Here is a 19,901-nt window from a genome sequence, read left to right as displayed (position 1 = left end):
AATGGCCAATGTCACGCTGATCCGCGCAGCCACGCTCACCGCCACGCCCTGGAAAAACGGCGGTGGTGTCACGCGTGAAATCACTTGCGATCCGCCGGGCGCCGGGCTGGATGATTTCATCTGGCGTATCAGCGTGGCCGACGTCAACCAGGCCGGGCCGTTCTCGCGCTTTGCCGGGGTTGATCGCACGCTGGTCTTGCTGGCAGGCGATGGCATGGTGTTGCAGGAAGAAAGCGGCCCGCAACACGCCCTGTTGCAGCCGCTGGACCACCACCAGTTTGCTGGCGAAACCGCCATCACCGCCACATTGCCCGGCGGTGCCACGCAAGACTTCAATCTGATGGTAAGGCGCGATCTGGCGCGCGCTGCACTGAACATCTGGCACAACGCGCACGAACACCGTTTTGCCACCGAGACTGCCGTTTTGTTCTGCGCTAGCGGCTCGCTGCTGGTCCACCTGAGCCAGCACGCGCCGCTCATCCTGCGAGCCAACGACGCCATCCGTATTGATGCCGCGAGCGGTCTGGGCTGTTACATCACCGGTAGCGGCGCGTTGCTGGCCGTCGAGCTTGAGATGTTCACCCCTGCACTACTGAGGAAAACCCATGACTGACGCGCTCTGGCATAACCTGCAACTGTGCCCGCATGGCAATCCCGAGCAAACAACCCGCAACGCCGCAATTGCGGTACGTGCGGGCAAGATTGCCTGGCTGGGCGCGCTGGATGAGCTCCCGGCGGAATATGCCAGCTTGCTCAAGCATGACCTGAATGGCGCGTGGGTAACGCCCGGACTGGTGGATTGCCACACGCATCTGGTCTACGGCGGCCAGCGTGCTGACGAGTTTGCCCAGCGCCTGGCAGGTGTCAGTTACGAAGAGATCGCCCGCAATGGCGGGGGTATTGTCTCCACGGTGCGCGCCACTCGAGCTACCGATGAATGCACATTGTTTGCCCAAGCCGCCGATCGCCTCACGCCACTGCTGGCCGAAGGTGTCACAGCCGTCGAGATCAAATCCGGCTACGGGCTGGACCTGGCCAGCGAACGCAAGCTGCTGCGGGTAGCGCGCAAACTGGGCGAGCATTATCCGGTATCGGTTTACACCACTTTTCTCGGCGCACATGCTCTGCCGCCCGAATATGCCGGACGCGCCGACGACTACATCACGCTCGTCTGTGAGCGCATGCTGCCCGCGCTGGCCGATGAAGGACTGGTTGATGCCGTAGATGTGTTTTGCGAGCGCATCGGCTTTACCTTGTCCCAATCTGAACGCGTCTTTGAGGCGGCGACCCGACGCGGTTTACCGGTAAAAATCCATGCCGAACAACTATCCAATGCTGGCGGCACAACGCTGGCGGCGCGTTATCAAGCGCTGTCGGCCGATCACCTGGAGTTTCTGGATGAAGCGGGCGTTGCTGCAATGAAGGCAGCGGGAACGGTGGCCGTGCTGCTACCCGGCGCGTATTACTTTATCCGCGAAACCCAACTGCCGCCGCTGGATTTGCTGCGCCAGTATCAAGTGCCGATTGCCCTGGCGACTGATCACAATCCTGGCACTTCGCCAGTCAGCTCCCTGCTGTTGACCATGAATATGGCTTGTACGCTGTTCCGCATGACCGTCCCGGAAGTGCTGGCGGGCGTGACTCGCCATGCCGCACAAGCGCTGGGTGAAGCAGAGGTACACGGTTCATTGGCAGTGGGCAGGCAAGCCGATTTCGCAGTGTGGTCGGTCGATACGCTGGCCGAACTGGCCTACTGGATTGGTCGTCCACTTTGCCAGCGAGTGATCCGCGGTGGCGAGACGGTGTACGTCCGCCCGGAGTATCCGCAGCAATGACCGGCACACAACAAACTCAAGCCGCAAAGGTTTGCCATTCATGAACCACACCATCCAATGCTTGCTGGCTGAACGCGCACTGTTGCCGCAGGGCTGGCGCCACAACGTATTGCTGCAATGGGACACCTCAGGCCTGTTAACTGGCGTCACGCCGGACTCAAAACCCGGTTCTGATATTCCGAGCGCAGCCGGCCCGGTCCTCCCCGGCATGCCCAATCTGCACTCGCATGCGTTCCAGCGTGCCATGGCCGGGCTGACCGAATATCTAGGCAACCCGCAAGATAGTTTCTGGAGCTGGCGCGAGCTGATGTACCGCTTTGCCGCGCAACTCACGCCCGAAACCTTGCAGGCGGTCGCCACGCAGTTGTACATCGAGATGGCCAAAGCCGGTTACACCTCAGTGTGCGAGTTCCACTATATCCACCATGCCGCGCAGGGTCAGTACTATGCCAACCCGGCCGAGCTATCCGGTCGTTTGATTGCAGCGGCGCAAACCGCTGGAATTGGCCTGACCTTGCTGCCGGTGTTGTATCAGCACAGCGGTTTTGGCGGGCGCCCCCCCTTGCCGGAACAAGCCAGGTTTATCAGCAGTACGGACTGGATGCTCAACCTGCTGGCCCATTTACGGCGAGACCATCCGCAACACGCCGGTCTGCGCTTTGGTGTGGCGCCGCATTCGCTGCGCGCGGTTGCGCCAGCCACGCTGGATATCGTGCGCCAGCAACTACACGCGGCAGACCCAAGCGCGCCCATCCATATTCATATCGCGGAACAACAAAAAGAAGTTAGCGATTGCCTGGCCCAGACCGGAGCCCGCCCGGTGCGCTGGCTGCTGGACAACCAGCCGGTGGACGAACGTTGGTGCCTGGTCCATGCCACGCATATGCAAGCTGGTGAAACGCTTGATCTGGCACGCAGCGGCGCAATTGCCGGTATCTGCCCGACTACCGAGGCCAATCTGGGTGATGGCATTTTTGATGGCGTGAATTATCTGGCTGCAGGCGGGCGCTGGGGCATTGGCTCGGACAGCCATATCAGCGTGTGCGCCCGCGAAGAATTGCGGTTGTTTGAATACAGCCAACGCCTGCGCGACCAGCGCCGCAATGCGCTCGCCAGCACCGCAACGCCCGCCGTAGCAGATCGCTTGTATCTGGATGCCGTGGCTGGCGGCGCGCAAGCCAGTGCTCGTCCTATCGCTGGTTTGGCGCACGGGCAACGAGCGGATTTTCTGGTGCTGGATGCGCAACACCCAAATCTGCTACAGCGCCAGGATGACCAACTACTGGCCGGGCTGGTGTTCTGTCAGCACGGCGAGACGCCGATTCGTGACGTTTATGCTGGCGGCAAATGCATCATCGCCGATCGCCAACATGCCGCACAAGACACTGCGCTGGCGGATTATGGCAAGGCGCTCAAGCAATTGCTGGCGTGACCTAGCACGCCATTTTGACGGAATAAATGAAACCGATGGCACACCCCATCTACACCTTGCATCGCGGCACCGCACCGCTACTGATCTCCATGCCACATGTGGGCACGCATATCCCGGCCAGCTTGTTGCAACGGATGAATCCCGTTGCAACGCAACTGGATGATACCGACTGGCATTTGCCGCAGTTGTATGACTTTGCCCGCGAGTTAGGGGCATCGATCTTGATTGCGCAGCATTCGCGTTATGTAACTGACCTGAATCGACCGCCAGATAACGCCAACCTCTATCCTGGTCAGGACACCACCAGCCTGTGCCCGATCGATACCTTCGCCAAATCACCGCTTTATCTCGCGGGTCAGGCACCGGATACGGCAGAAATCGCCGAGCGCGTCACCACGTATTGGCAACCGTATCACCAGGCCTTGCAAGCCGAACTCGCAAGATTGAAGGCGGAGCACGGCATTGCACTGCTATGGGATGCGCATTCCATCCGCTCAGAAGTGCCGCGTTTTTTTGACGGACGCTTGCCGGACTTCAATCTGGGCAGCGCTAATGGCAGTTCATGTGCGGCTGGGCTGGGCGAACAATTGCTGGCCGCCGCGCAACGTCATCCGGATTACAGCGCAGTGCTCAACGGGCGCTTTAAAGGCGGCTATATCACGCGAGCCTACGGCGCCCCGGCGGACAACATCCACGCCATTCAACTGGAGTTGTCTTTGCCCACCTATATGGCCGAAAAGCCACCGTATGCCTTTGATGACAATCTGGCCGGGCAAGTCCGCCCGGTGATCAGGGATTTGCTGCAGGAAATGCTGGACTGGGCCAGTACTCGCCGCAGCAGCTAACCGTTCAGGCGCCCAGCACCAGCGCAATCACCCGGCGCTCTTCAGCGGTCAGAATATTGAAGGTACGGCACAAGGCCCCGGTGTCCATCACATCAAGCCCGACATGCGCCTGGCCCAGCGTCGCGTAAAGCCGCGGATGCGGAAAACGAATGGATTTACCCGTGCCCAGCAACACCACTTCCGGCTTGAGCTCCAGCAATTGCTCGAAATGCTCCGCAGTCATGTCCTCGAATGAGGCCGGTTGCCACTCCCGAATCTCGTTCGGCGTCACAATCAGGCTACCCTCGTACTGCTGCTGATTCACCCTGACAAAGCCGTCGCCATAAGACGTGAACTGGTTCAGGTTGTCGACGTTGGTGTGATGCAGTTTCATGACGCGCATTCCTCAGAGCGAAGCGGCTATTTTACCGGATGTGCCCTGATTTGCGCGGCATAAGGATTGGCGATGGTGTAACAGCATCACTCCGCGCGGGGACCAACGCTTGCGATCACACTGTTTGGCAATCCAGGCTCTCCAGCGCAAGCGCGCCTGGTCAGTCTGTTCATAGACTGCCGCCCGATAAAAACAGACCAAGCGCCGAATAACTTGCTATCTCGACCGGATTTGGCCGTAACCACTGGTAACAAGCCAAATTAAACACGCACTTGTGCCCGTTTTCGGTCCTTCTTCGCTAGAATGTCAGGCTCCCCTCCGATTTTCTTTCAGGCGTATTTGATGGAAGCCATTCTCAAGTCGAACAAGCTGTTGAACGTTTGCTACGAAATCCGCGGCCCGGTGCCGGAAAAAGCGCGGCAGATGGAAGAAGAAGGCTATCGCATCATCAAGCTCAATATCGGCAACCTCGCGCCGTTTGGCTTTGAAGCACCCGAAGAAGTCGTGCAGGACGTGATCCGCAATCTGCCCAACGCGGCCGGTTATGTGGATTCCAAAGGTTTGTTCCCGGCGCGTAAAGCGATCATGCATTACACCCAGGAAAAGAAAATCGCCGATGTCACGGTTGACGATATCTACATTGGCAACGGCGCGTCCGAGCTGATTGTGATGTCCATGCAGGGCCTGTTGAATAACGGTGACGAAGTACTGGTGCCCATGCCGGATTACCCGCTGTGGACTGCCGCCGTGAGCTTGGCCGGTGGCACGCCACGCCACTATCTGTGTGACAGCAACAATGGCTGGTTTCCGTCGCTGGACGATATCCGCGCCAAGATAACTCCGCGCACCCGCGCCATTGTGGTGATCAACCCCAATAACCCCACTGGCGCGCTGTATCCGGATGACCTCTTGAAAGAGATCGTCGAGATTGCGCGACAGAACAAGCTGATCATTTACGCCGACGAAATCTACGACAAGGTTTTGTACGATGGCCGCACGCACACTTCCATCGCTTCGCTGGCCAACGATCTGCTGTTTGTAACCTTCAACGGTTTGTCCAAAAACTACCGTGCCTGCGGCTACCGCGCTGGCTGGATGGTGGTTTCGGGCAACAAGAAGATCGCCAAAGATTACATTGAAGGCCTGAACATTCTGGCCACCATGCGTTTGTGCGCCAACGTGCCCGCGCAATATGCGATCCAGACTGCGCTGGGCGGCTATCAAAGCATCAACGACCTGGTGAAACCGGGCGGGCGACTGACCAAACAGCGTGATCTGGCGTACGAGATGCTCAACGCCATTCCGGGTGTAACGTGTAACAAGCCGCATGCGGCGCTGTATATGTTCCCGCGGCTGGACCCGAAGGTTTACCCGGTCCAAGACGACCAGCAACTGATCCTGGAACTGCTGCAGGAAGAAAAAGTGCTGCTGGTACAAGGCACGGGCTTCAACTGGCCGCAGCCGGATCACTTCCGTATAACCTTCTTGCCCAATCTGGATGATCTGACCGACGCACTCAATCGCGTTGAACGCTTCCTGGCGGGTTATCGCAAACGGCACGGTACGGCATAATGCAGGTTCTTGAACTGATTGATGATTCGGGCAAGCTGGCTGCCCCGCAGTGGTTACCGCTGGCCGAAGCCGTTCATGTTCAGTTGCGCCCCAACCTGCCTGCGGATTACGCGGGCCGCTTGTTGGTGATTGCGCAAAATGGCGGCAGACTCATCGCCGTCACCAAAGAAGACCGGGTACTCGGGCTCGCGCTATGGCGCCTGATCGAGAATACCTATGAAGGCCGCCGTCTTTACGTAGACGATCTGGTCACCGACGCGAATGTGCGATCCACCGGCGTTGGCAAAATGTTACTGGACTGGCTACAAGCCAAAGCACACGCGCTCGATTGCGATGTGCTGGCCCTGGATTCGGGCGTTCAGCGCGCATTGGCGCACAAATTCTATTTTCGCGAGGGGATGCATATCGCTTCGTATAACTTTAAAAAGGCGCTGAAATGAGAGCGATTCATGTTGGTTTATGCGGTGTTGGCACCGTGGGCGGTGGCACTGCTGCCGTATTGAAACGCAATGCAGAAGAGATCGCACGCCGCGCCGGGCGCCCGATCAAGATCATTATTGCGGCTAACCGCGATCTGGAACGTGCCCGCGAAGTGTGTGGCCCCGACGTAGAGATCGTCAGCGATGCGCTCACCGTGGTGAATCACCCGGACGTGGACATTGTGGTCGAGCTGATTGGCGGCACTACTGTGGCTAAAGAGCTGGTGCTCAAGGCCATTGCCAATGGCAAGCACGTGGTCACCGCCAACAAAAAGCTGATCGCCGAATATGGCAACGAGATTTTCGAGCGCGCCCAGGAACAAGGCGTGATGGTGGCATTTGAAGCCGCCGTCGCCGGTGGCATTCCAGTTATCAAGGCACTACGCGAAGGCCTGACCGCCAATCGTATCGAATGGATTGCCGGCATCATCAACGGCACCAGCAACTTCATCCTGACCGAAATGCGCGACAAGGGCGTGAGCTTTGCCGCCGCGCTGGCTGATGCACAAAAGCTGGGCTACGCCGAAGCTGATCCGACCTTCGATATCGAAGGCCACGACGCCGCGCACAAACTAACGATCATGAGCGCGATTGCGTTTGGCATTCCGGTGCAGTTCGACAAAGCGTACCTGGAAGGCATCAGCAAACTGGACGCGCTGGATATCAAATACGCCGGTGAACTGGGTTATCGCATCAAGCTGCTGGGTGTAACCCGTCGCCGTGAAAACGGCATTGAACTGCGCGTCGCACCAACGCTGATCCCGGCCAAACGCCTGATCGCCAATGTCGATGGCGTGATGAACGCCGTGCTGGTGAAGGGTGACGCCGTCGGCGCCACCATGTATTACGGCCCAGGCGCTGGCGCCGAGCCAACCGCCTCCGCCGTCATTGCCGATCTGGTCGACGTCACCCGCCTGGCCACTGCTGACCCGGAAAACCGCGTACCGCATCTGGCCTTCCAGCCGAGCGAAATCGCCAACCTGCAGATTCTGCCGATTGGCGAAGTGGAAACTTGCTACTACCTGCGCATGGATGCGGAAGATCGCCCAGGCGTGCTGGCCGACGTGACCCGGATTCTGGCTGATGCCAATATCTCGGTGGATTCAATGCTGCAAAAACCTGCGGCCGATCAAGCCGATGGCCGTGCCGATATCATCATCCTGACGCATCAAGCGGTGGAAAAAAATATCGACGCTGCGCTGGTCAAGATCGAAGCCTTGGGTAGCACCACCGGCAAAGTGGTGAAACTGCGACTGGAACATTTGAATGGCTGATCTGCGCCGGCATCGGGCAAACACAACGTGGCTGGCCGCGTTGCTGGTGCTGGGTGCCAGTGCCGGCACGCTGGCCGACAACGCCGGCGTGCGCGCCACCAATATCTCGGTTATGCGCGGCGCGGTAGTCAGCCAGTGCAAACGGCACGACTTGCCGCAGTCTGCCGCTGATACTTTGGCCAAGCTGAACGTGCAACTGGATAAAGACGCGTTTTGCGGCTGCGTCGGCAAGCGGCTGATGCGTGACACCCGCATCAATGGTCTGATTGCCGGTAAAGAACCCGCCCTGAGTGACGCTGATCTGGATCGCGTACTCAAGGGCAAAGCGGCAGCGGCCGGGTTTAGCTGCATGGGTGAGATGATCGATACCTTGATCGACCAACCTGCGCAATAAACGGGCGGCCCCTGCGATGATCCTGGAAATAGCCAATCTGAACGTCAAAGGCGGTGAAACCGGCGCTTTTGAAGCGGCGTTCAAGCAAGCCCAAAGCATCATCGCCAGCATGCCCGGCTATATCAGCCACGAACTGCAACGCTGCCTTGAACGCCCCAACCATTACGCCTTGCTGGTGCGCTGGGACACGCTGCAAGCCCATACCGAAGGCTTTCGCGGCTCGCCCCAATACCAACAGTGGAAAGCGCTGTTGCACCACTTCTACGACCCGTTCCCGACGGTGGAACATTACGAGCTAATCGCTCCCTGAGACAGGTCCTGATCATGCAATACATCTCCACCCGTGGCGGCATGTCGCCCAAACACTTTTCTGAAATCCTGCTGGGCGGCCTGGCGCCGGACGGCGGGCTGGTTGTACCGGATCAATATCCGCAGTTGTCCATTGACGACCTCAAAGCGCTGTCGAACCTGAGCTATCCGGATCTGGCCTTTGCCATCATCAGCCGTTTTGTCGATGACATTCCGGCGGCTGACCTGAAAGCGTTGATCGCCAAGACCTATACCAAAGAGGCTTTTGGTACAGATGAGATCACCCCCGTAACCCGCCTGGAAGACGACCTCTTCATCCAGCAGTTGTCCAACGGCCCAACGCTCGCCTTCAAAGACATGGCGATGCAGTTGCTGGGCAATCTGTTTGAATACGTACTGACCCGCGCCGGCGAAGAAATCAACATTGTTGGCGCCACCAGCGGCGACACCGGTAGCGCCGCCGAATACGCCATGCGCGGCAAGAAAGGCGTGCGGGTGTTCATGTTGTCGCCATTCGGCAAGATGAGCCCGTTCCAGCGCGCGCAGATGTTCTCGCTGCAAGACGAAAACATCTTCAATATCTCGGTCAAATCAATGTTCGACGCTTGCCAGGACATGGTCAAAGCCGTGAACAACGACGCCGCGTTCAAGGCCAAACACAAGATCGGTGCCGTGAACTCGATCAACTGGGGCCGCGTGGTTTCGCAAGCGGTGTACTACTTCAAGGGCTACTTTGCCGTGGCTGGCGAAGTTGGCGAGCCGGTCGATTTCTGTGTGCCTTCTGGTAACTTCGGCAACATCTGCGCCGCACATATTGCGCGCCAGATGGGCCTGCCAATTCGCCATCTGGTCGTCGCTACCAACGAGAATGACGTGCTGGACGAGTTCTTCAAAACCGGCGGTTATCACCCGCGCGGTCTGGACAAGACTTACGAGACATCCAGCCCGTCGATGGATATCACCAAGGCTTCCAACCTGGAACGCTTTGTATTCGATCTGATTGGCCGCGATGGCGCCAAGTTGTCTGCGCTGTGGCACACCGTAGAAAAAGAACACGGCTTTGACCTCTCGCCCGCCGACTTTGCCCGCCTGCGCGATGAATATGGTTTCCGTTCCGAGAAAAGCTCTCATGCCGACCGTATCGCCAATATCCGCGAAGTCTTCGACAAATATGGCGTACAGGTTGATCCACACACCGCCGATGGCTACCACGCCGCCAAAGCGCACCGTGAAGCAGGCGTGAAGCTGGTTATCATGGAAACCGCCCTGCCCGCCAAATTTGAAGCGACCATGGAAGAAGCGCTTGGCACCAAGCCAGTCATGCCCGCAGAAGTGGCTAACCTGGAAAAGCTGCCCCAGCGCTTCGATGTAATGGATGCAGACGTGCAGGCGCTGAAGGATTACGTGGCTGTTCGCGTGGGTTGATTGGAGGAGATATCCATCACCTTTGAAAAACGCCGCAGATGCGGCGTTTTTTTATGTGTTTCTAATAAATGCTGAATTTCTTCAACATGTGTGGAAAATAAAAAACCCGCCGAAGTGGCGGGTTTTTTGTGAGTGCTAAAGCTACTTTCGCAATCAAACCGTACGCTTGAGCGCCAGGCCTTGTGCATCAAATACCAGTGTTTCTTTTTCCGGGAACACGAGACGCACAGATTCACCGCGCTTGAGTTCCGGATGATTGCCTGGCAACTTCACGCACAGGATTTCATTCACGCCTGGTACTTCAACATAGGTCAGCACGGTATCGCCCAAGTGTTCGACCAGATCGATGCGGGCTGGTACGCCTTCTTCGCCTTCCAGCACCAGTTGCACATGCTCCGGGCGAACGCCCAGAGTCATTTTTTCGCCGATCTTGGAGGAACCTGCGTCAACTGCTGCACGCACGGTAATGCCCTTGGGCAGGCGCAGTACTGCAGCGCCGCTTTCGACACCCACCAGTTGCGCTTCGAGCAGGTTCATCTTGGGCGAACCCAAGAAGCCGGCCACGAACAGGTTGGACGGGTTTTCGTATAGGTCCAGCGGGCTGCCGACTTGCTGGATGATACCGGCGTTCAGCACGACGATACGGTCAGCCAGAGTCATGGCTTCCACCTGATCGTGCGTCACGTAGATCATGGTGGTCTTCAGATCGTTGTGCAGCTTGGACAACTCAACGCGCATATTCAAACGCAGGGCGGCGTCCAGGTTCGACAGTGGTTCGTCGAACAAGAATACTTCTGGCTCACGCACGATGGCGCGACCGATAGCTACACGCTGACGCTGACCGCCCGACAGAGCTTTAGGCTTGCGTTCCAGCAAATGGGTGATCTGCAGTATATTGGCGGCGCGTTGCACGCGGCGATCAACGTCTTCCTTGGGGTTGCCCGCCAGTTTGAGCGAGAACGCCATGTTGTCATACACGCTCATGTGCGGGTACAGGGCGTAAGACTGGAACACCATCGCAATACCGCGCTTGGAAGCGTGGATATCGTTGGCCATCGTCTCGCCAATCAGCAAGTCGCCTTCGCTGATATCTTCCAGACCGGCAATCATGCGCAGCAGAGTGGATTTGCCGCAGCCCGATGGGCCAACGAACACCACAAACTCGCCATTCTTGATTTCGAGGTCGACGCCCTTGATAACTGCGACGTCCTTACCGTATGTTTTTTTGATGCCCTTGAGCGTAACCGAAGCCATTTATTCGATTCCTTGAAAACTTGTCATTCTGTATGTGCTGCAAAACCGAAATGTTCGGCCGCTTACTTCACTGCGCCGTCCAGACCACTGACGAAATAACGCTGAGTGAAGGCGAAGAAAATCAGTACCGGGATGATCGTCATCACGATAGCCGCCATCACCAGGCTGGTAGAGGTTGCAAACGGCCCGGTCAGGTCGTTAAACACACCCACCGCCAATGGCAGCTTCTCACGCGAGTTCAATACGATCGATGGCCACAGATAATCGTTCCATTCGTTGACCAAAGTAAAGATGGCCAGGGCAGCAATGGACGGTGCGCATACCGGCACCATGATTCGCCACATGATCTGCAGCTCTGTAGCACCGTCAACCCGCGCAGCGTCGATCAAATCCTGTGGCACAGCTTCAAATGCCTGGCGCATCAGGAAAATACCGAAAGCACCCGCAATGTTGGGCAGCACCGCTCCGGTCCAGGTATTGAGCAGACCCAGATTCTTCATGGTAATGAAGTTAGGCACCAGCGCGACTTCAGACGGCAGCATCATTGTGGCGATAATTGCCACAAAAATCAGATTGCGACCGGCAAACTTCAGCCGTGCCAACGGATAACCCGCCATCACCGAAACAACGGTCACACCCACCACGGCCCAAAAGGTCATGATGGCGGAGTTGCCCAGATAGGTCATGAAGGGCATGTCGTGAAACACGCGGATGAACCAGCCAAAGCCCGGGTCCGTCGGCCAGAAGGCGCGCGGGAACAACCAGATATTGGAAGAATCTTCAGACAGGCCCGCAGAGAGGGCCCAGATAAAGGGGAATGCGGTAAAGATGGCGAACAGGAGCAAGCCGAAGTAATGCATACCACGACCAATCACCGTCCGCGACGTTTTGCCAAGCGCCATTTGTAATCTCCCTATGCCTTATTTCTTGTCGCCGAAGAAGCGGAATTGAATCACGGCGAGCAGCATGCAGAAGAACGTCACAACCACACCGGCAGCAGCTGCGCGGCCAAAGTTGTAGTTCCGGAATGCCTGGTCGTAAACGTAATACAACGCGGTGTAGGTATCAGCCTGACCCTTGGTCAGTACGATCACTTCCAGATACACCTTGATAGCGGCAATGGTACTGAGGAGCGTACAGAGCAGAATGGTCGGCTTGACCATGGGAACAGTGATCTTCCAGAAACGCTGGAAGGCATTGGCGCCGTCCAGAATAGCGGCTTCTTCAACTTCCGAAGGGATCGCTTGCAGACCGGCAAGATACAACACCATGTAGTAACCGATACCTTTCCAGAAGGTAAAGATCATCAGCATGTACAAGGCAATGGAAGGTTCGCCCAGCCAGTTCACCTGATCATGAATCAGGCCCAGCGACTGCAGCAACCAGGTCAGCACACCGTCGTACTTGTAGACGTTGGCCCACACCACACCGGCAATCGAGATCGAGGTAATGACCGGGATGTAGAACAGCGCGCGGAACAGCGTCATGCCAGGCAACTTGTTGTTGACCATTTTGGCGACAACCAGCGCGGCCAGCTGTATCACCGGAACGATCAGCAGGTACAACGCCGAGTTTTTCAGCGCGTTCCAGAACAGCGGTTCGTTGGCAATGTATTTGAAGTTTGCGAAATTATTCCAGGTGGCGGTGCCGTCGGCAATGCTGTAGTCCTGGAATGCGAGGTAGGTGTTATAGCCAACTGGCCAGAACGTCAACAGACCCATCAGGATCAGGGCTGGCGCCAGGAACAAATAGGCTATCGCGGTGTAACTGTTTGAAGTCTTCACGACGCAACTCGACTGTATCTTTATTTTTTTATGTAAAGGACTGAGCGGAACCGCCGTTGCCAGCGGATCCGCTCAGGAACTTCAGCTACTGCAACAGCTTATTTCTTCAGCTTTTCGTTCCAGGCAGCAACAGCTTCGTCCAGCGCAGCCTTAACTGGCTTGCGGCCTTCCACTGCGTCCTGGATCTCGTCTTGCAGCTTCTTGTTCATAGCTGCTTCGTCTGGCAGTACGCCTGGCGGAATGGTCAGAGTGCGAGCGTTGTCCATGGACTGAGCTGCAACAGCACGACCTTGTTCAACTGCATCGGCGCTCTTGGCACCAGCCTGGAAGTACGGATCCAGATTGCCCTTCTTGGTCGATGGGAAGGTGGTTTCGGTTGCCTTGGAGAATGCAACTTGCGATTCGTCGTTGGTCAGGAACACGCCCAGCTTGGCAGCTGCAGCAGGATCCTTGGTGCCCTTCGGAATCACGAAGTCCATCAGCCACGCGCCGAATGCCATTTTGCCGGCATCAACCGGGAACTTGGCAACGCCAGTCTTGGCGTAAACAGCCTTGGCATCAGTTTCGGTACGCTTCAGAGCTTGAGGCGCGGTAGTCATCATGGCGATCTTGCCAGAGTTGTACGCAGCGATTTCTTGCTCGAATTCAACCTTGAACACGTCCTTAGGCATTACACCGGCTTTGTACAGATCAGCAAATTTCTGAACGAAAGCGATGTGCTTCGGGCTGTTGAACACGGCCTTGCCGTTTTCAACAACTGGCAGGCCAGCGTAGTAGAACCAACCTACGAAGTTGCCCAGCTTCGGTGCGTATGCAGGAACGCCAGTCTTGGCAGTGATTTGCTGACCGTCTTTAACGAATTCGTCAAAGTTTTTCGGAGCAGCTTTCACACCAGCCTTAGCCAGGATGTCCTTGTTGTAGGCGATGATCGAAACAGAGTTGTACCAAGGGAATGCGTACACTTTGCCGTTTACGGTCACGTCTTTGATCGCGCCAACGGAGTAAGTGTTCTTGGCTGCGCCCAGGTATTGGTCCAGCGGCAGGATGTTGCCTTGTGCGGCAAAGTCATGCACCCAAGGCACATTGAAGTTCACCAGTGCAGGCGGGTTGCCAGCAGCGATGGAAGCGATCAGCTTCGGCTGGATCTGGTCCCAGTTCATGTCAACCCACTTGGCGGTCAGGCCTGGGTTGGCTTTGTTGAAGTCAGCAACTGACTTGTTGAAGTAGTCATTGAATTTAGGAGCCAGGTTCATTGTCCAGAATTCGAGTTCGGTATCAGCTTGTGCGTAAACAGCAGCAAAACCGAAAACTACAGCGCCTACGGCCAACATCTTCTTGAGCTTCATCTTGTCTTCCTCTTGGAGTTATCGACAAATACGCCAGGAATTTTTTCCTTGCGGTACACCACACTTGATCCGACGTGTGCCCATCAGATCATGCGGATTTCTGCACGCCGCGGGAGTGTATCAGATATCCCCGCGACAAATTTTGCGACCACGCAATATGTCAATTGCGTAATACACCTACAACAATTGCTGCCTATTTGGCACCCAGCTTGCTGTTCCAGAAGGCAACAGTTTCGTCCAGCGCCTGCTTCACCGGCTTGCGCCCCGCGATGGCTTCTTGCAGTTCATCCTGCAGCTTTTTGTTCATCGATGCTTCATCCGGCAAACCGGTTACGGTCAGCGTCCGGGTATCGCGAATCGCCAGCGCAGCGACTGCGCGGCCATGTTCAATAGGATCGGTCGAATTGGCACCGCTCTGGAAGTACGCATCACCCACCGCATTGCGGGTCGAAGGGAAGGTGGTCTCGGTAGCTTTGGAGAACGCCAGCTGATTGGCATCGTTGGTCAGGAATTGACCCAGTTTGATAGCCGCATCAGCGTGCTTGGAACCCTTGGGCACCGACCAGAAGAACAGGTAGCCACCAAACGGGGTTTTACCGTTAGAGAGCGGGAACGATGTGGTCACGGTCTGCGCGTAGATCGGCTTGGCATCAGTCTGGGTGCGTTTGAGCGCTTGCGGCGAAGTGGTCATCATCGCAATCTTGCCAGAATCATAAGCGGCGATTTCCTGTTCGAATTCCATCTTGAACACGTCTTTTGGAATAGAACCGTCTTTGTACGCCTGGGCAAAACGCTCAACAAACTTCACGTGTTCCGGGCTATTGAAAACCGCTTTGCCATTCTGGATAACCGGCAGACCTTCGTACATGAACCAGCTGGAGAATTCTTGCAGCTTGGGAGCAAAACCAGACACGCCGGTCTTGTCTTTAAGCTGTTTGGAGTAGGCAAACAATTCGTCGAGTGACTTGGGCGCAGCTTTCAGGCCCGCTTTGTCGAACAACGCCTTGTTGTAGGCAATGATGGAAACCGAGTTGTACCAAGGCAGGCCGTAGATTTTGCCGCCGTAGGTCACGTCCTTGATGGCCGCGTCGGTGTAAACCTTTTTGAAACCGCCGATTTTGCTATCCAGGGGCAACAGCAGGCCTTTCTGGGCATATTCGGCCGCCCAAGGCACTGGGAGATTCACCAGATCAGGTGCGTTACCTGCAGCAAGCGCAGCAACAAAGCGCGGCTGGAAGGCATCCCAATCTACATCGGACCAAACTGCTTCGATATCAGGATTGGCAGCGTTGAATTTCGCGGTCAGGTCTTTCATGACGGCGTCGAACTTGGGCGACAGGCTATTGGACCAGAATTCGACTTTGACTTTGTCGGCGGCGGTGGCATGCAGCGAAGCTACAGCACAAGAGGCGGCGGCAAGCGCCAGAACGACCTTCCTGAACTTCATCGTGATTCCCCATCTTCTATTCGAGTAAGTGTCATGCACGCCGGTTAAACCGGTGTCGTCACTTGCTGCAATACGGCGCAGCTACAGCGACTCCATCATGCGGCGAAGCACTTACAGAAACACAGAAATAGCGAAAGGAATCTGAACTGAAAACCTGGATTACGACGGCAATCCTGCGACAGCGCAAATTGCGGCTGCACAAGACCAGGCGCAACGTGGTTGCACCGACCGAAATACCTTGTATCTGTTCGTTTCCCGGGTAGTGAGCGGACTATCTTGACCACTGCACTTCCCCATCCTCTATGCACACCCGCTCATTGTCGGGTTATTTCTGGTTCCAGGCCGGCTTCGCTGCCAGACCATGCCCACCTCTTTCTTCGAGGCTTTGGCAGATTACAACAATTTATCAATACGGTGAATTACTTCCACAATTCACCTGATGGGATCGGCTGCCGACAAACTGCGTGGCAAGCTGGCCGAACCGTTTCTCGCATGTAGTCAGATACAAGCACACAAAGAAAATGACTACACACGTGATTTTTAAAAATGCGGCCAAAAGGCGCAAAAACACTGGATTTAGCGATGCAATTCCACCACAAAGTCGTAGTAATCGCTGCGAAACCAGGAGTGCGTCAATTCAACTGGCAGGCCGTTTTCCAGATAACCCACCCGCACCAGGTGCAACATCGCCTGCCCTTCCGGAATATCCGCCAGGCCAGCAAGCCGGGCATTGGCATTTACCGCAGCGATATTCTGTATCGCCCTTACAACACTAAGCTTGGCGTTCTGCATATATTCATAAAGCGAATCGCCAATCTTGAGCGGATCGGCCACCAGATGATGCGGCAACGCAGTTTCTTCAACCGCCATCACCACGTCGTTGGCAGTACGCACCCGCAGCAAACGTGAGACGCGCGCATTCGGCGCCAGGTTAAGCCGCATCAACTCTTCAGCGGTAGCCGGAGCCACTTCGCGCTTGAGCCAACGACTCCCCGGCACAAAACCACGCTGCTTGAGCATTTCCGACAAGTTGGTCAGTCGCGACAGCGGTTGTTCCAGCTTGGGAGTGATAAACGTGCCAGCGCCCTGGCGGCGCACGATCATGCCTTGTTCGTACAACAGATCCAGCGCTTTACGCGCAGTCACCCGCGACAAGCCCAGCACCTCACAAAAAGTGCGCTCGGACGGCAACGGGTCTTCAGCCTTCCAGAACCCGGCGTGTATCGCGGCAGCCAGCTTGTGGCTGAGTTGCAGATAAAGCGGCGTGGCGCTGTCTGCTTCCGGCTTGAGAAACAACAGCTTTTGCTGTTGATCCATATCCTGCACTCCCCTTATTGGCGGTGCATCGTCTCCCAACGATGCAGCAAAAGTCGTTCAGGCAGCACACCCGAATAAAGGATGTGCTGCAGCAGAAACACTCAAGCGCTTACCGCTTTGTGGATCAGGATCAACGCCCCGGCACACGAGTCCTTCTGTGGACGCGAGGTGGTGGCGAGAAAGGCGGCTGGAATATACGGACGCATTGCTTCAGACAAACCACCACCGCACAATGCGATCGGCAGGTCTGGTGCGGTTGTCCGCAATGCGGCGCCAATAATCTTGATTTCGCGGCCAGCATCCAGCAAAAAGCCGCGAGCGACGGCATCTTTCTCGCCGTACTGAACCACGATGGGCGACAACGAGGCGCATTCGCCCTGTTTCATCTTACCCATCCAGTCGAAAATCTTTTCTTTGGTATCGCCCACTTCAGCCAGCAAGGCTCGGCCGAAGTCAGTCATTGGCTGCCGACCATCAAACAGGCGCTGGATATGGTTGATGGCTTTCAGGCCCAGATACGCACCCGAACCTTCGTCGGATGTCGGAAAGCCCCACCCGCCCACTTCCACGCGCTGGCCGTCAGGCAACCAGCCTTCACCAATGGAGCCTGTGCCCACTGCGATGACAGCGCCATGTGCGCCATTGTGCGCACCCAGCAAGGTAGAGAAACCGTCAGTTTCCACGATGATCTTGGCAAAGCCGGGGTTGCTGGCTTCAAACTCGGCTGCCCAGGTGCGGTTATGCACACCTGACATTCCCAGACCTACGGCGCATAGCGAGAAATCCGGACTATTGACGCCGATGGCAGAAAAGCCGTCGCGGACGGCCTGCAGGATGTTGGCCCATGCTTTATCGATGCCTTGTTGCAGAGCAGAAGCCCCCGCTTCAGCCCGCACCAGCTCTACGCCGTCCAGACCCGAGATACAGATACGCGTGCCAGTGCCACCACCATCCACGCCGATGAGGTATTGAAGACCACCCATGATTCGATTCCTTTCCATCTGTACTGACACTGCAATCGTGTTGCGGTGCCGTTTATTTTCACCCATGCCTGGCATGTGGTGTTCAGTTGCCATTGCCAAAAACGACAATGCCGCCCTGATGATGGCGGCATTGTAAGAATTAGGCAACGACTCTTGGTAAGGCGTTGCTCTCAATCAACGATTAGCAACACCAGGCAAGCTACTGACAAACGAAACCGCACTGGTTTCGCCGCCCTTTACATGCAGACCGCATTCCTTGTTTTCCGGGTTTTCCCACCACCAACGGCCAGCACGCACGTCTTCACCCACGGCGATGGCCCGCGTACAGGGCGCGCAGCCAATCGATGGATAATGCTTATCGTGCAAAGCGTTATACGGCACGTTATTGGCTTTGATATAAGCCCAGACGTCTTTTTCGGTCCATTCAATCAGCGGATTGAATTTTTCCAGTCCGTTGCCAGCGTCATATTCCTGATTACCCAAGTCGGTACGGGTAGGAGATTGTTCGCGACGCAGGCCGGTTACCCAAGCCTTTTTACCGGTCAGCGCGCGTTGCAACGGTTCGATTTTGCGAATGTGACAGCAGCCTTTACGCATCTCCACCGAGTCGTAAAAGGCATTGATGCCATTGCCGTTCACAAATGCTTCAATCGCCACCGCGTCCGGGAAAAACACCTGCACCGGATGATCCGGATAACGTTCGCGCACGGTTTGCATCAGCTCGTAGGTTTCTGCAGGCAGGCGACCAGTATCCAGACTGAACGAGGCAATGCCGACGTTATGGCGGGCAATCAAATCAGTCAGCACCATGTCTTCGGCGCCAAATGAATTAGCAAACACGGCGGGAGAAAACTCCGCTGCAATACGGTTAAGCAGGGCCAGCGTATCGGCAATCTTGCTCTCGAGATCCATCAGACACTCCGGAAATATTTCAACAACGGCAATTTAGCCAGTGGGCACAAGCCAGCCTCAAAACACTAACTTGCTGCCGACCAGCGCCAACATCAAGGCCAGCAGTGGTCGCAAAAAGCGGTCAGGCAGACGGCCGGAAAGGTGACTGCCGATATAAATCCCCGGCAATGACCCCATCAGCAAAAAGCTCAGCACCGACCAATCCAGATTACCCAAGCCGGCATGCCCCAGTCCGGCGATCATGGTCAGCGGCACCGCGTGGGCGATTTCGGTCCCGACCAGTCGGGAAGTGGGAATCAACGGATAGAGTAAAAACAGCGCCACAGTGCCCAAAGCACCGGCGCCAATCGATGACAACGTAACGATTACACCCAACACCACGCCGGTGGTCACCGTAGCGGCCAGATGCTGGCCCGAATCCACTTTCAGAAAACCAGCCGGGTTGGCAGACAGCTTCTGGATCAGCGGTTTGGTCAGAATCGCTGCGGCGGTCAGCAGCAGCGCAATGCCCAGCGTATGTTTGATCAGACCATTGATGGCCGCCGTATCTGCTTTCAGGCTATGCAGCGCCCATAAAGTCAGCATCGATGCCGGCACACTACCCGCCGCCAGCAAGCCCGTGACCTTCCAGTCAATATTGCGATGCTTGTGGTGCACCCAGACGCCGCCGGCCTTGGTGATAGAAGCGTACAGCAAGTCGGTGCCGACCGCGGTGGCCGGGCTGATACCAAAAAACAACAGGATGGGCGTCATTAGAGAACCGCCACCGACCCCGGTGACACCCACGATAAATCCCACAATCAAGCCAGAAACAACAAACCCAACACCCATTACGCAACCTCGTCAGAGAGGGGTGCACGGGCTGGCCGTTCCCTCAGAACTGGCGATGATATCATTCGGTTTATAATGCTATAGACTGT

At 56.4% G+C, this 19,901-nt stretch carries 20 protein-coding genes; 10 read left to right on the top strand and 10 right to left on the bottom strand.

The genetic code is table 11. The features are described from left to right. The first annotated feature begins 1 nt into the window (after window position 1). From N7220_RS15285 to hutG, 4 genes are read left to right on the top strand one after another with little or no spacing between them, the layout of a single operon-like run. Window positions 2–613 (top strand): HutD/Ves family protein, encoded by a 612-nt coding sequence (locus N7220_RS15285; RefSeq protein ID WP_283148384.1) that lies wholly within the window; start codon window positions 2–4, stop codon window positions 611–613. Then, entirely contained in the window at window positions 606–1,835 is a 1,230-nt protein-coding gene (hutI, locus tag N7220_RS15280) for an imidazolonepropionase (protein WP_283148383.1), read from the top strand. Before N7220_RS15285 ends, hutI begins: the two co-directional genes overlap by 8 nt. Before the next feature lie 40 nt (window positions 1,836–1,875). Further along, a complete protein-coding gene (locus N7220_RS15275; protein WP_283148382.1) occupies window positions 1,876–3,267 on the top strand; it encodes a formimidoylglutamate deiminase in 1,392 nt (463 codons plus the stop codon). 35 nt (window positions 3,268–3,302) lie between these two features. Further along, entirely contained in the window at window positions 3,303–4,112 is an 810-nt protein-coding gene (gene hutG / locus N7220_RS15270; protein WP_283148381.1) for an N-formylglutamate deformylase, read from the top strand. A 4-nt stretch (window positions 4,113–4,116) separates the two neighbouring features. Here the strand turns inward: hutG and N7220_RS15265 are convergent, their stop codons facing one another. Next, entirely contained in the window at window positions 4,117–4,485 is a 369-nt protein-coding gene (locus N7220_RS15265; protein ID WP_283148380.1) for an Mth938-like domain-containing protein, read from the bottom strand. Window positions 4,486–4,827: 342 nt separating this feature from the next. Between N7220_RS15265 and N7220_RS15260 the strand changes: the two genes are divergently transcribed. Genes N7220_RS15260 through thrC form a run of 6 tightly spaced genes read left to right on the top strand, consistent with a single transcriptional unit; the run spans window position 4,828 to window position 9,938 of the window. Then, window positions 4,828–6,057, top strand: a complete 1,230-nt coding sequence (locus tag N7220_RS15260; protein WP_283148379.1) for a pyridoxal phosphate-dependent aminotransferase — start codon at window positions 4,828–4,830, stop codon at window positions 6,055–6,057. Next, the gene (locus N7220_RS15255; RefSeq protein WP_283148378.1) at window positions 6,057–6,497 is read left to right on the top strand and encodes a GNAT family N-acetyltransferase; all 441 of its coding nucleotides are present in this window, start codon (window positions 6,057–6,059) and stop codon (window positions 6,495–6,497) included. Before N7220_RS15260 ends, N7220_RS15255 begins: the two co-directional genes overlap by 1 nt. Beyond that, the gene (locus N7220_RS15250) at window positions 6,494–7,810 is read left to right on the top strand and encodes a homoserine dehydrogenase (protein WP_283148377.1); all 1,317 of its coding nucleotides are present in this window, start codon (window positions 6,494–6,496) and stop codon (window positions 7,808–7,810) included. The genes N7220_RS15255 and N7220_RS15250 overlap by 4 nt, the downstream gene beginning before the upstream one ends. Continuing rightward, window positions 7,803–8,204 (top strand): hypothetical protein, encoded by a 402-nt coding sequence (locus N7220_RS15245; protein WP_283148376.1) that lies wholly within the window; start codon window positions 7,803–7,805, stop codon window positions 8,202–8,204. The genes N7220_RS15250 and N7220_RS15245 overlap by 8 nt, the downstream gene beginning before the upstream one ends. 16 nt (window positions 8,205–8,220) lie before the next feature. Further along, on the top strand, window positions 8,221–8,514 hold the full coding sequence (locus N7220_RS15240; protein ID WP_283148375.1) for an antibiotic biosynthesis monooxygenase family protein: 294 nt from the start codon (window positions 8,221–8,223) through the stop codon (window positions 8,512–8,514). A 14-nt stretch (window positions 8,515–8,528) separates the two neighbouring features. Beyond that, window positions 8,529–9,938: a threonine synthase gene (gene thrC / locus N7220_RS15235; protein ID WP_283148374.1), complete on the top strand. Its 1,410-nt coding sequence runs from the start codon at window positions 8,529–8,531 to the stop codon at window positions 9,936–9,938. A 153-nt stretch (window positions 9,939–10,091) separates the two neighbouring features. Here thrC and N7220_RS15230 read toward each other — a convergent pair whose 3' ends face one another. The 9 genes from N7220_RS15230 to N7220_RS15190 all read right to left on the bottom strand — a co-directional run bounded on the left by N7220_RS15230 (window position 10,092) and on the right by N7220_RS15190 (window position 19,812). Further along, the gene (locus tag N7220_RS15230; protein ID WP_283148373.1) at window positions 10,092–11,192 is read right to left on the bottom strand and encodes an ABC transporter ATP-binding protein; all 1,101 of its coding nucleotides are present in this window, start codon (window positions 11,190–11,192) and stop codon (window positions 10,092–10,094) included. Between the two features lie 62 nt (window positions 11,193–11,254). Further along, window positions 11,255–12,094 (bottom strand): carbohydrate ABC transporter permease, encoded by an 840-nt coding sequence (locus N7220_RS15225; RefSeq protein ID WP_283148372.1) that lies wholly within the window; start codon window positions 12,092–12,094, stop codon window positions 11,255–11,257. Between the two features lie 18 nt (window positions 12,095–12,112). Then, entirely contained in the window at window positions 12,113–12,976 is an 864-nt protein-coding gene (locus N7220_RS15220) for a carbohydrate ABC transporter permease (RefSeq protein ID WP_283148371.1), read from the bottom strand. A 98-nt stretch (window positions 12,977–13,074) separates the two neighbouring features. Beyond that, complete coding sequence (locus N7220_RS15215; RefSeq protein ID WP_283148370.1) at window positions 13,075–14,322, bottom strand: ABC transporter substrate-binding protein; 1,248 nt, start codon at window positions 14,320–14,322, stop codon at window positions 13,075–13,077. 193 nt (window positions 14,323–14,515) lie between these two features. Beyond that, window positions 14,516–15,769: an ABC transporter substrate-binding protein gene (locus N7220_RS15210; RefSeq protein ID WP_283148369.1), complete on the bottom strand. Its 1,254-nt coding sequence runs from the start codon at window positions 15,767–15,769 to the stop codon at window positions 14,516–14,518. 576 nt (window positions 15,770–16,345) lie between these two features. After that, a complete protein-coding gene (locus tag N7220_RS15205; protein ID WP_283148368.1) occupies window positions 16,346–17,086 on the bottom strand; it encodes a GntR family transcriptional regulator in 741 nt (246 codons plus the stop codon). 101 nt (window positions 17,087–17,187) lie between these two features. Continuing rightward, window positions 17,188–18,069: a glucosamine kinase nucleotide-binding domain-containing protein gene (locus N7220_RS15200; RefSeq protein WP_283148367.1), complete on the bottom strand. Its 882-nt coding sequence runs from the start codon at window positions 18,067–18,069 to the stop codon at window positions 17,188–17,190. Window positions 18,070–18,243: 174 nt separating this feature from the next. Continuing rightward, entirely contained in the window at window positions 18,244–18,981 is a 738-nt protein-coding gene (locus N7220_RS15195) for a phosphoadenylyl-sulfate reductase (protein WP_283148366.1), read from the bottom strand. Between the two features lie 57 nt (window positions 18,982–19,038). After that, complete coding sequence (locus tag N7220_RS15190) at window positions 19,039–19,812, bottom strand: sulfite exporter TauE/SafE family protein (RefSeq protein ID WP_283148365.1); 774 nt, start codon at window positions 19,810–19,812, stop codon at window positions 19,039–19,041. Between the last annotated feature and the right edge of the window lie 89 nt (window positions 19,813–19,901).

The sequence above is a fragment of the Silvimonas soli genome (assembly GCF_030035605.1).
Taxonomy (GTDB): Bacteria; Pseudomonadota; Gammaproteobacteria; order Burkholderiales; family Chitinibacteraceae; genus Silvimonas; species Silvimonas soli.
Note: the sequence above shows the minus strand (reverse complement) of the source record. Positions and strands in the feature narration are given on the sequence as shown.

What these genes read in the sequence shown, in the direction of transcription:
- N7220_RS15285 (WP_283148384.1), top strand. Translation starts at nt 2, where the DNA reads ATGGCCAATGTCACGCTGATCCGCGCAGCCACGCTCACCGCCACGCCC.
- hutI (WP_283148383.1), top strand. Translation starts at nt 606, where the DNA reads ATGACTGACGCGCTCTGGCATAACCTGCAACTGTGCCCGCATGGCAAT.
- N7220_RS15275 (WP_283148382.1), top strand. Translation starts at nt 1,876, where the DNA reads ATGAACCACACCATCCAATGCTTGCTGGCTGAACGCGCACTGTTGCCG.
- hutG (WP_283148381.1), top strand. Translation starts at nt 3,303, where the DNA reads ATGGCACACCCCATCTACACCTTGCATCGCGGCACCGCACCGCTACTG.
- N7220_RS15265 (WP_283148380.1), bottom strand. Translation starts at nt 4,485, where the DNA reads ATGAAACTGCATCACACCAACGTCGACAACCTGAACCAGTTCACGTCT.
- N7220_RS15260 (WP_283148379.1), top strand. Translation starts at nt 4,828, where the DNA reads ATGGAAGCCATTCTCAAGTCGAACAAGCTGTTGAACGTTTGCTACGAA.
- N7220_RS15255 (WP_283148378.1), top strand. Translation starts at nt 6,057, where the DNA reads ATGCAGGTTCTTGAACTGATTGATGATTCGGGCAAGCTGGCTGCCCCG.
- N7220_RS15250 (WP_283148377.1), top strand. Translation starts at nt 6,494, where the DNA reads ATGAGAGCGATTCATGTTGGTTTATGCGGTGTTGGCACCGTGGGCGGT.
- N7220_RS15245 (WP_283148376.1), top strand. Translation starts at nt 7,803, where the DNA reads ATGGCTGATCTGCGCCGGCATCGGGCAAACACAACGTGGCTGGCCGCG.
- N7220_RS15240 (WP_283148375.1), top strand. Translation starts at nt 8,221, where the DNA reads ATGATCCTGGAAATAGCCAATCTGAACGTCAAAGGCGGTGAAACCGGC.
- thrC (WP_283148374.1), top strand. Translation starts at nt 8,529, where the DNA reads ATGCAATACATCTCCACCCGTGGCGGCATGTCGCCCAAACACTTTTCT.
- N7220_RS15230 (WP_283148373.1), bottom strand. Translation starts at nt 11,192, where the DNA reads ATGGCTTCGGTTACGCTCAAGGGCATCAAAAAAACATACGGTAAGGAC.
- N7220_RS15225 (WP_283148372.1), bottom strand. Translation starts at nt 12,094, where the DNA reads ATGGCGCTTGGCAAAACGTCGCGGACGGTGATTGGTCGTGGTATGCAT.
- N7220_RS15215 (WP_283148370.1), bottom strand. Translation starts at nt 14,322, where the DNA reads ATGAAGCTCAAGAAGATGTTGGCCGTAGGCGCTGTAGTTTTCGGTTTT.
- N7220_RS15210 (WP_283148369.1), bottom strand. Translation starts at nt 15,769, where the DNA reads ATGAAGTTCAGGAAGGTCGTTCTGGCGCTTGCCGCCGCCTCTTGTGCT.
- N7220_RS15205 (WP_283148368.1), bottom strand. Translation starts at nt 17,086, where the DNA reads ATGGATCAACAGCAAAAGCTGTTGTTTCTCAAGCCGGAAGCAGACAGC.
- N7220_RS15200 (WP_283148367.1), bottom strand. Translation starts at nt 18,069, where the DNA reads ATGGGTGGTCTTCAATACCTCATCGGCGTGGATGGTGGTGGCACTGGC.
- N7220_RS15195 (WP_283148366.1), bottom strand. Translation starts at nt 18,981, where the DNA reads ATGGATCTCGAGAGCAAGATTGCCGATACGCTGGCCCTGCTTAACCGT.
- N7220_RS15190 (WP_283148365.1), bottom strand. Translation starts at nt 19,812, where the DNA reads ATGGGTGTTGGGTTTGTTGTTTCTGGCTTGATTGTGGGATTTATCGTG.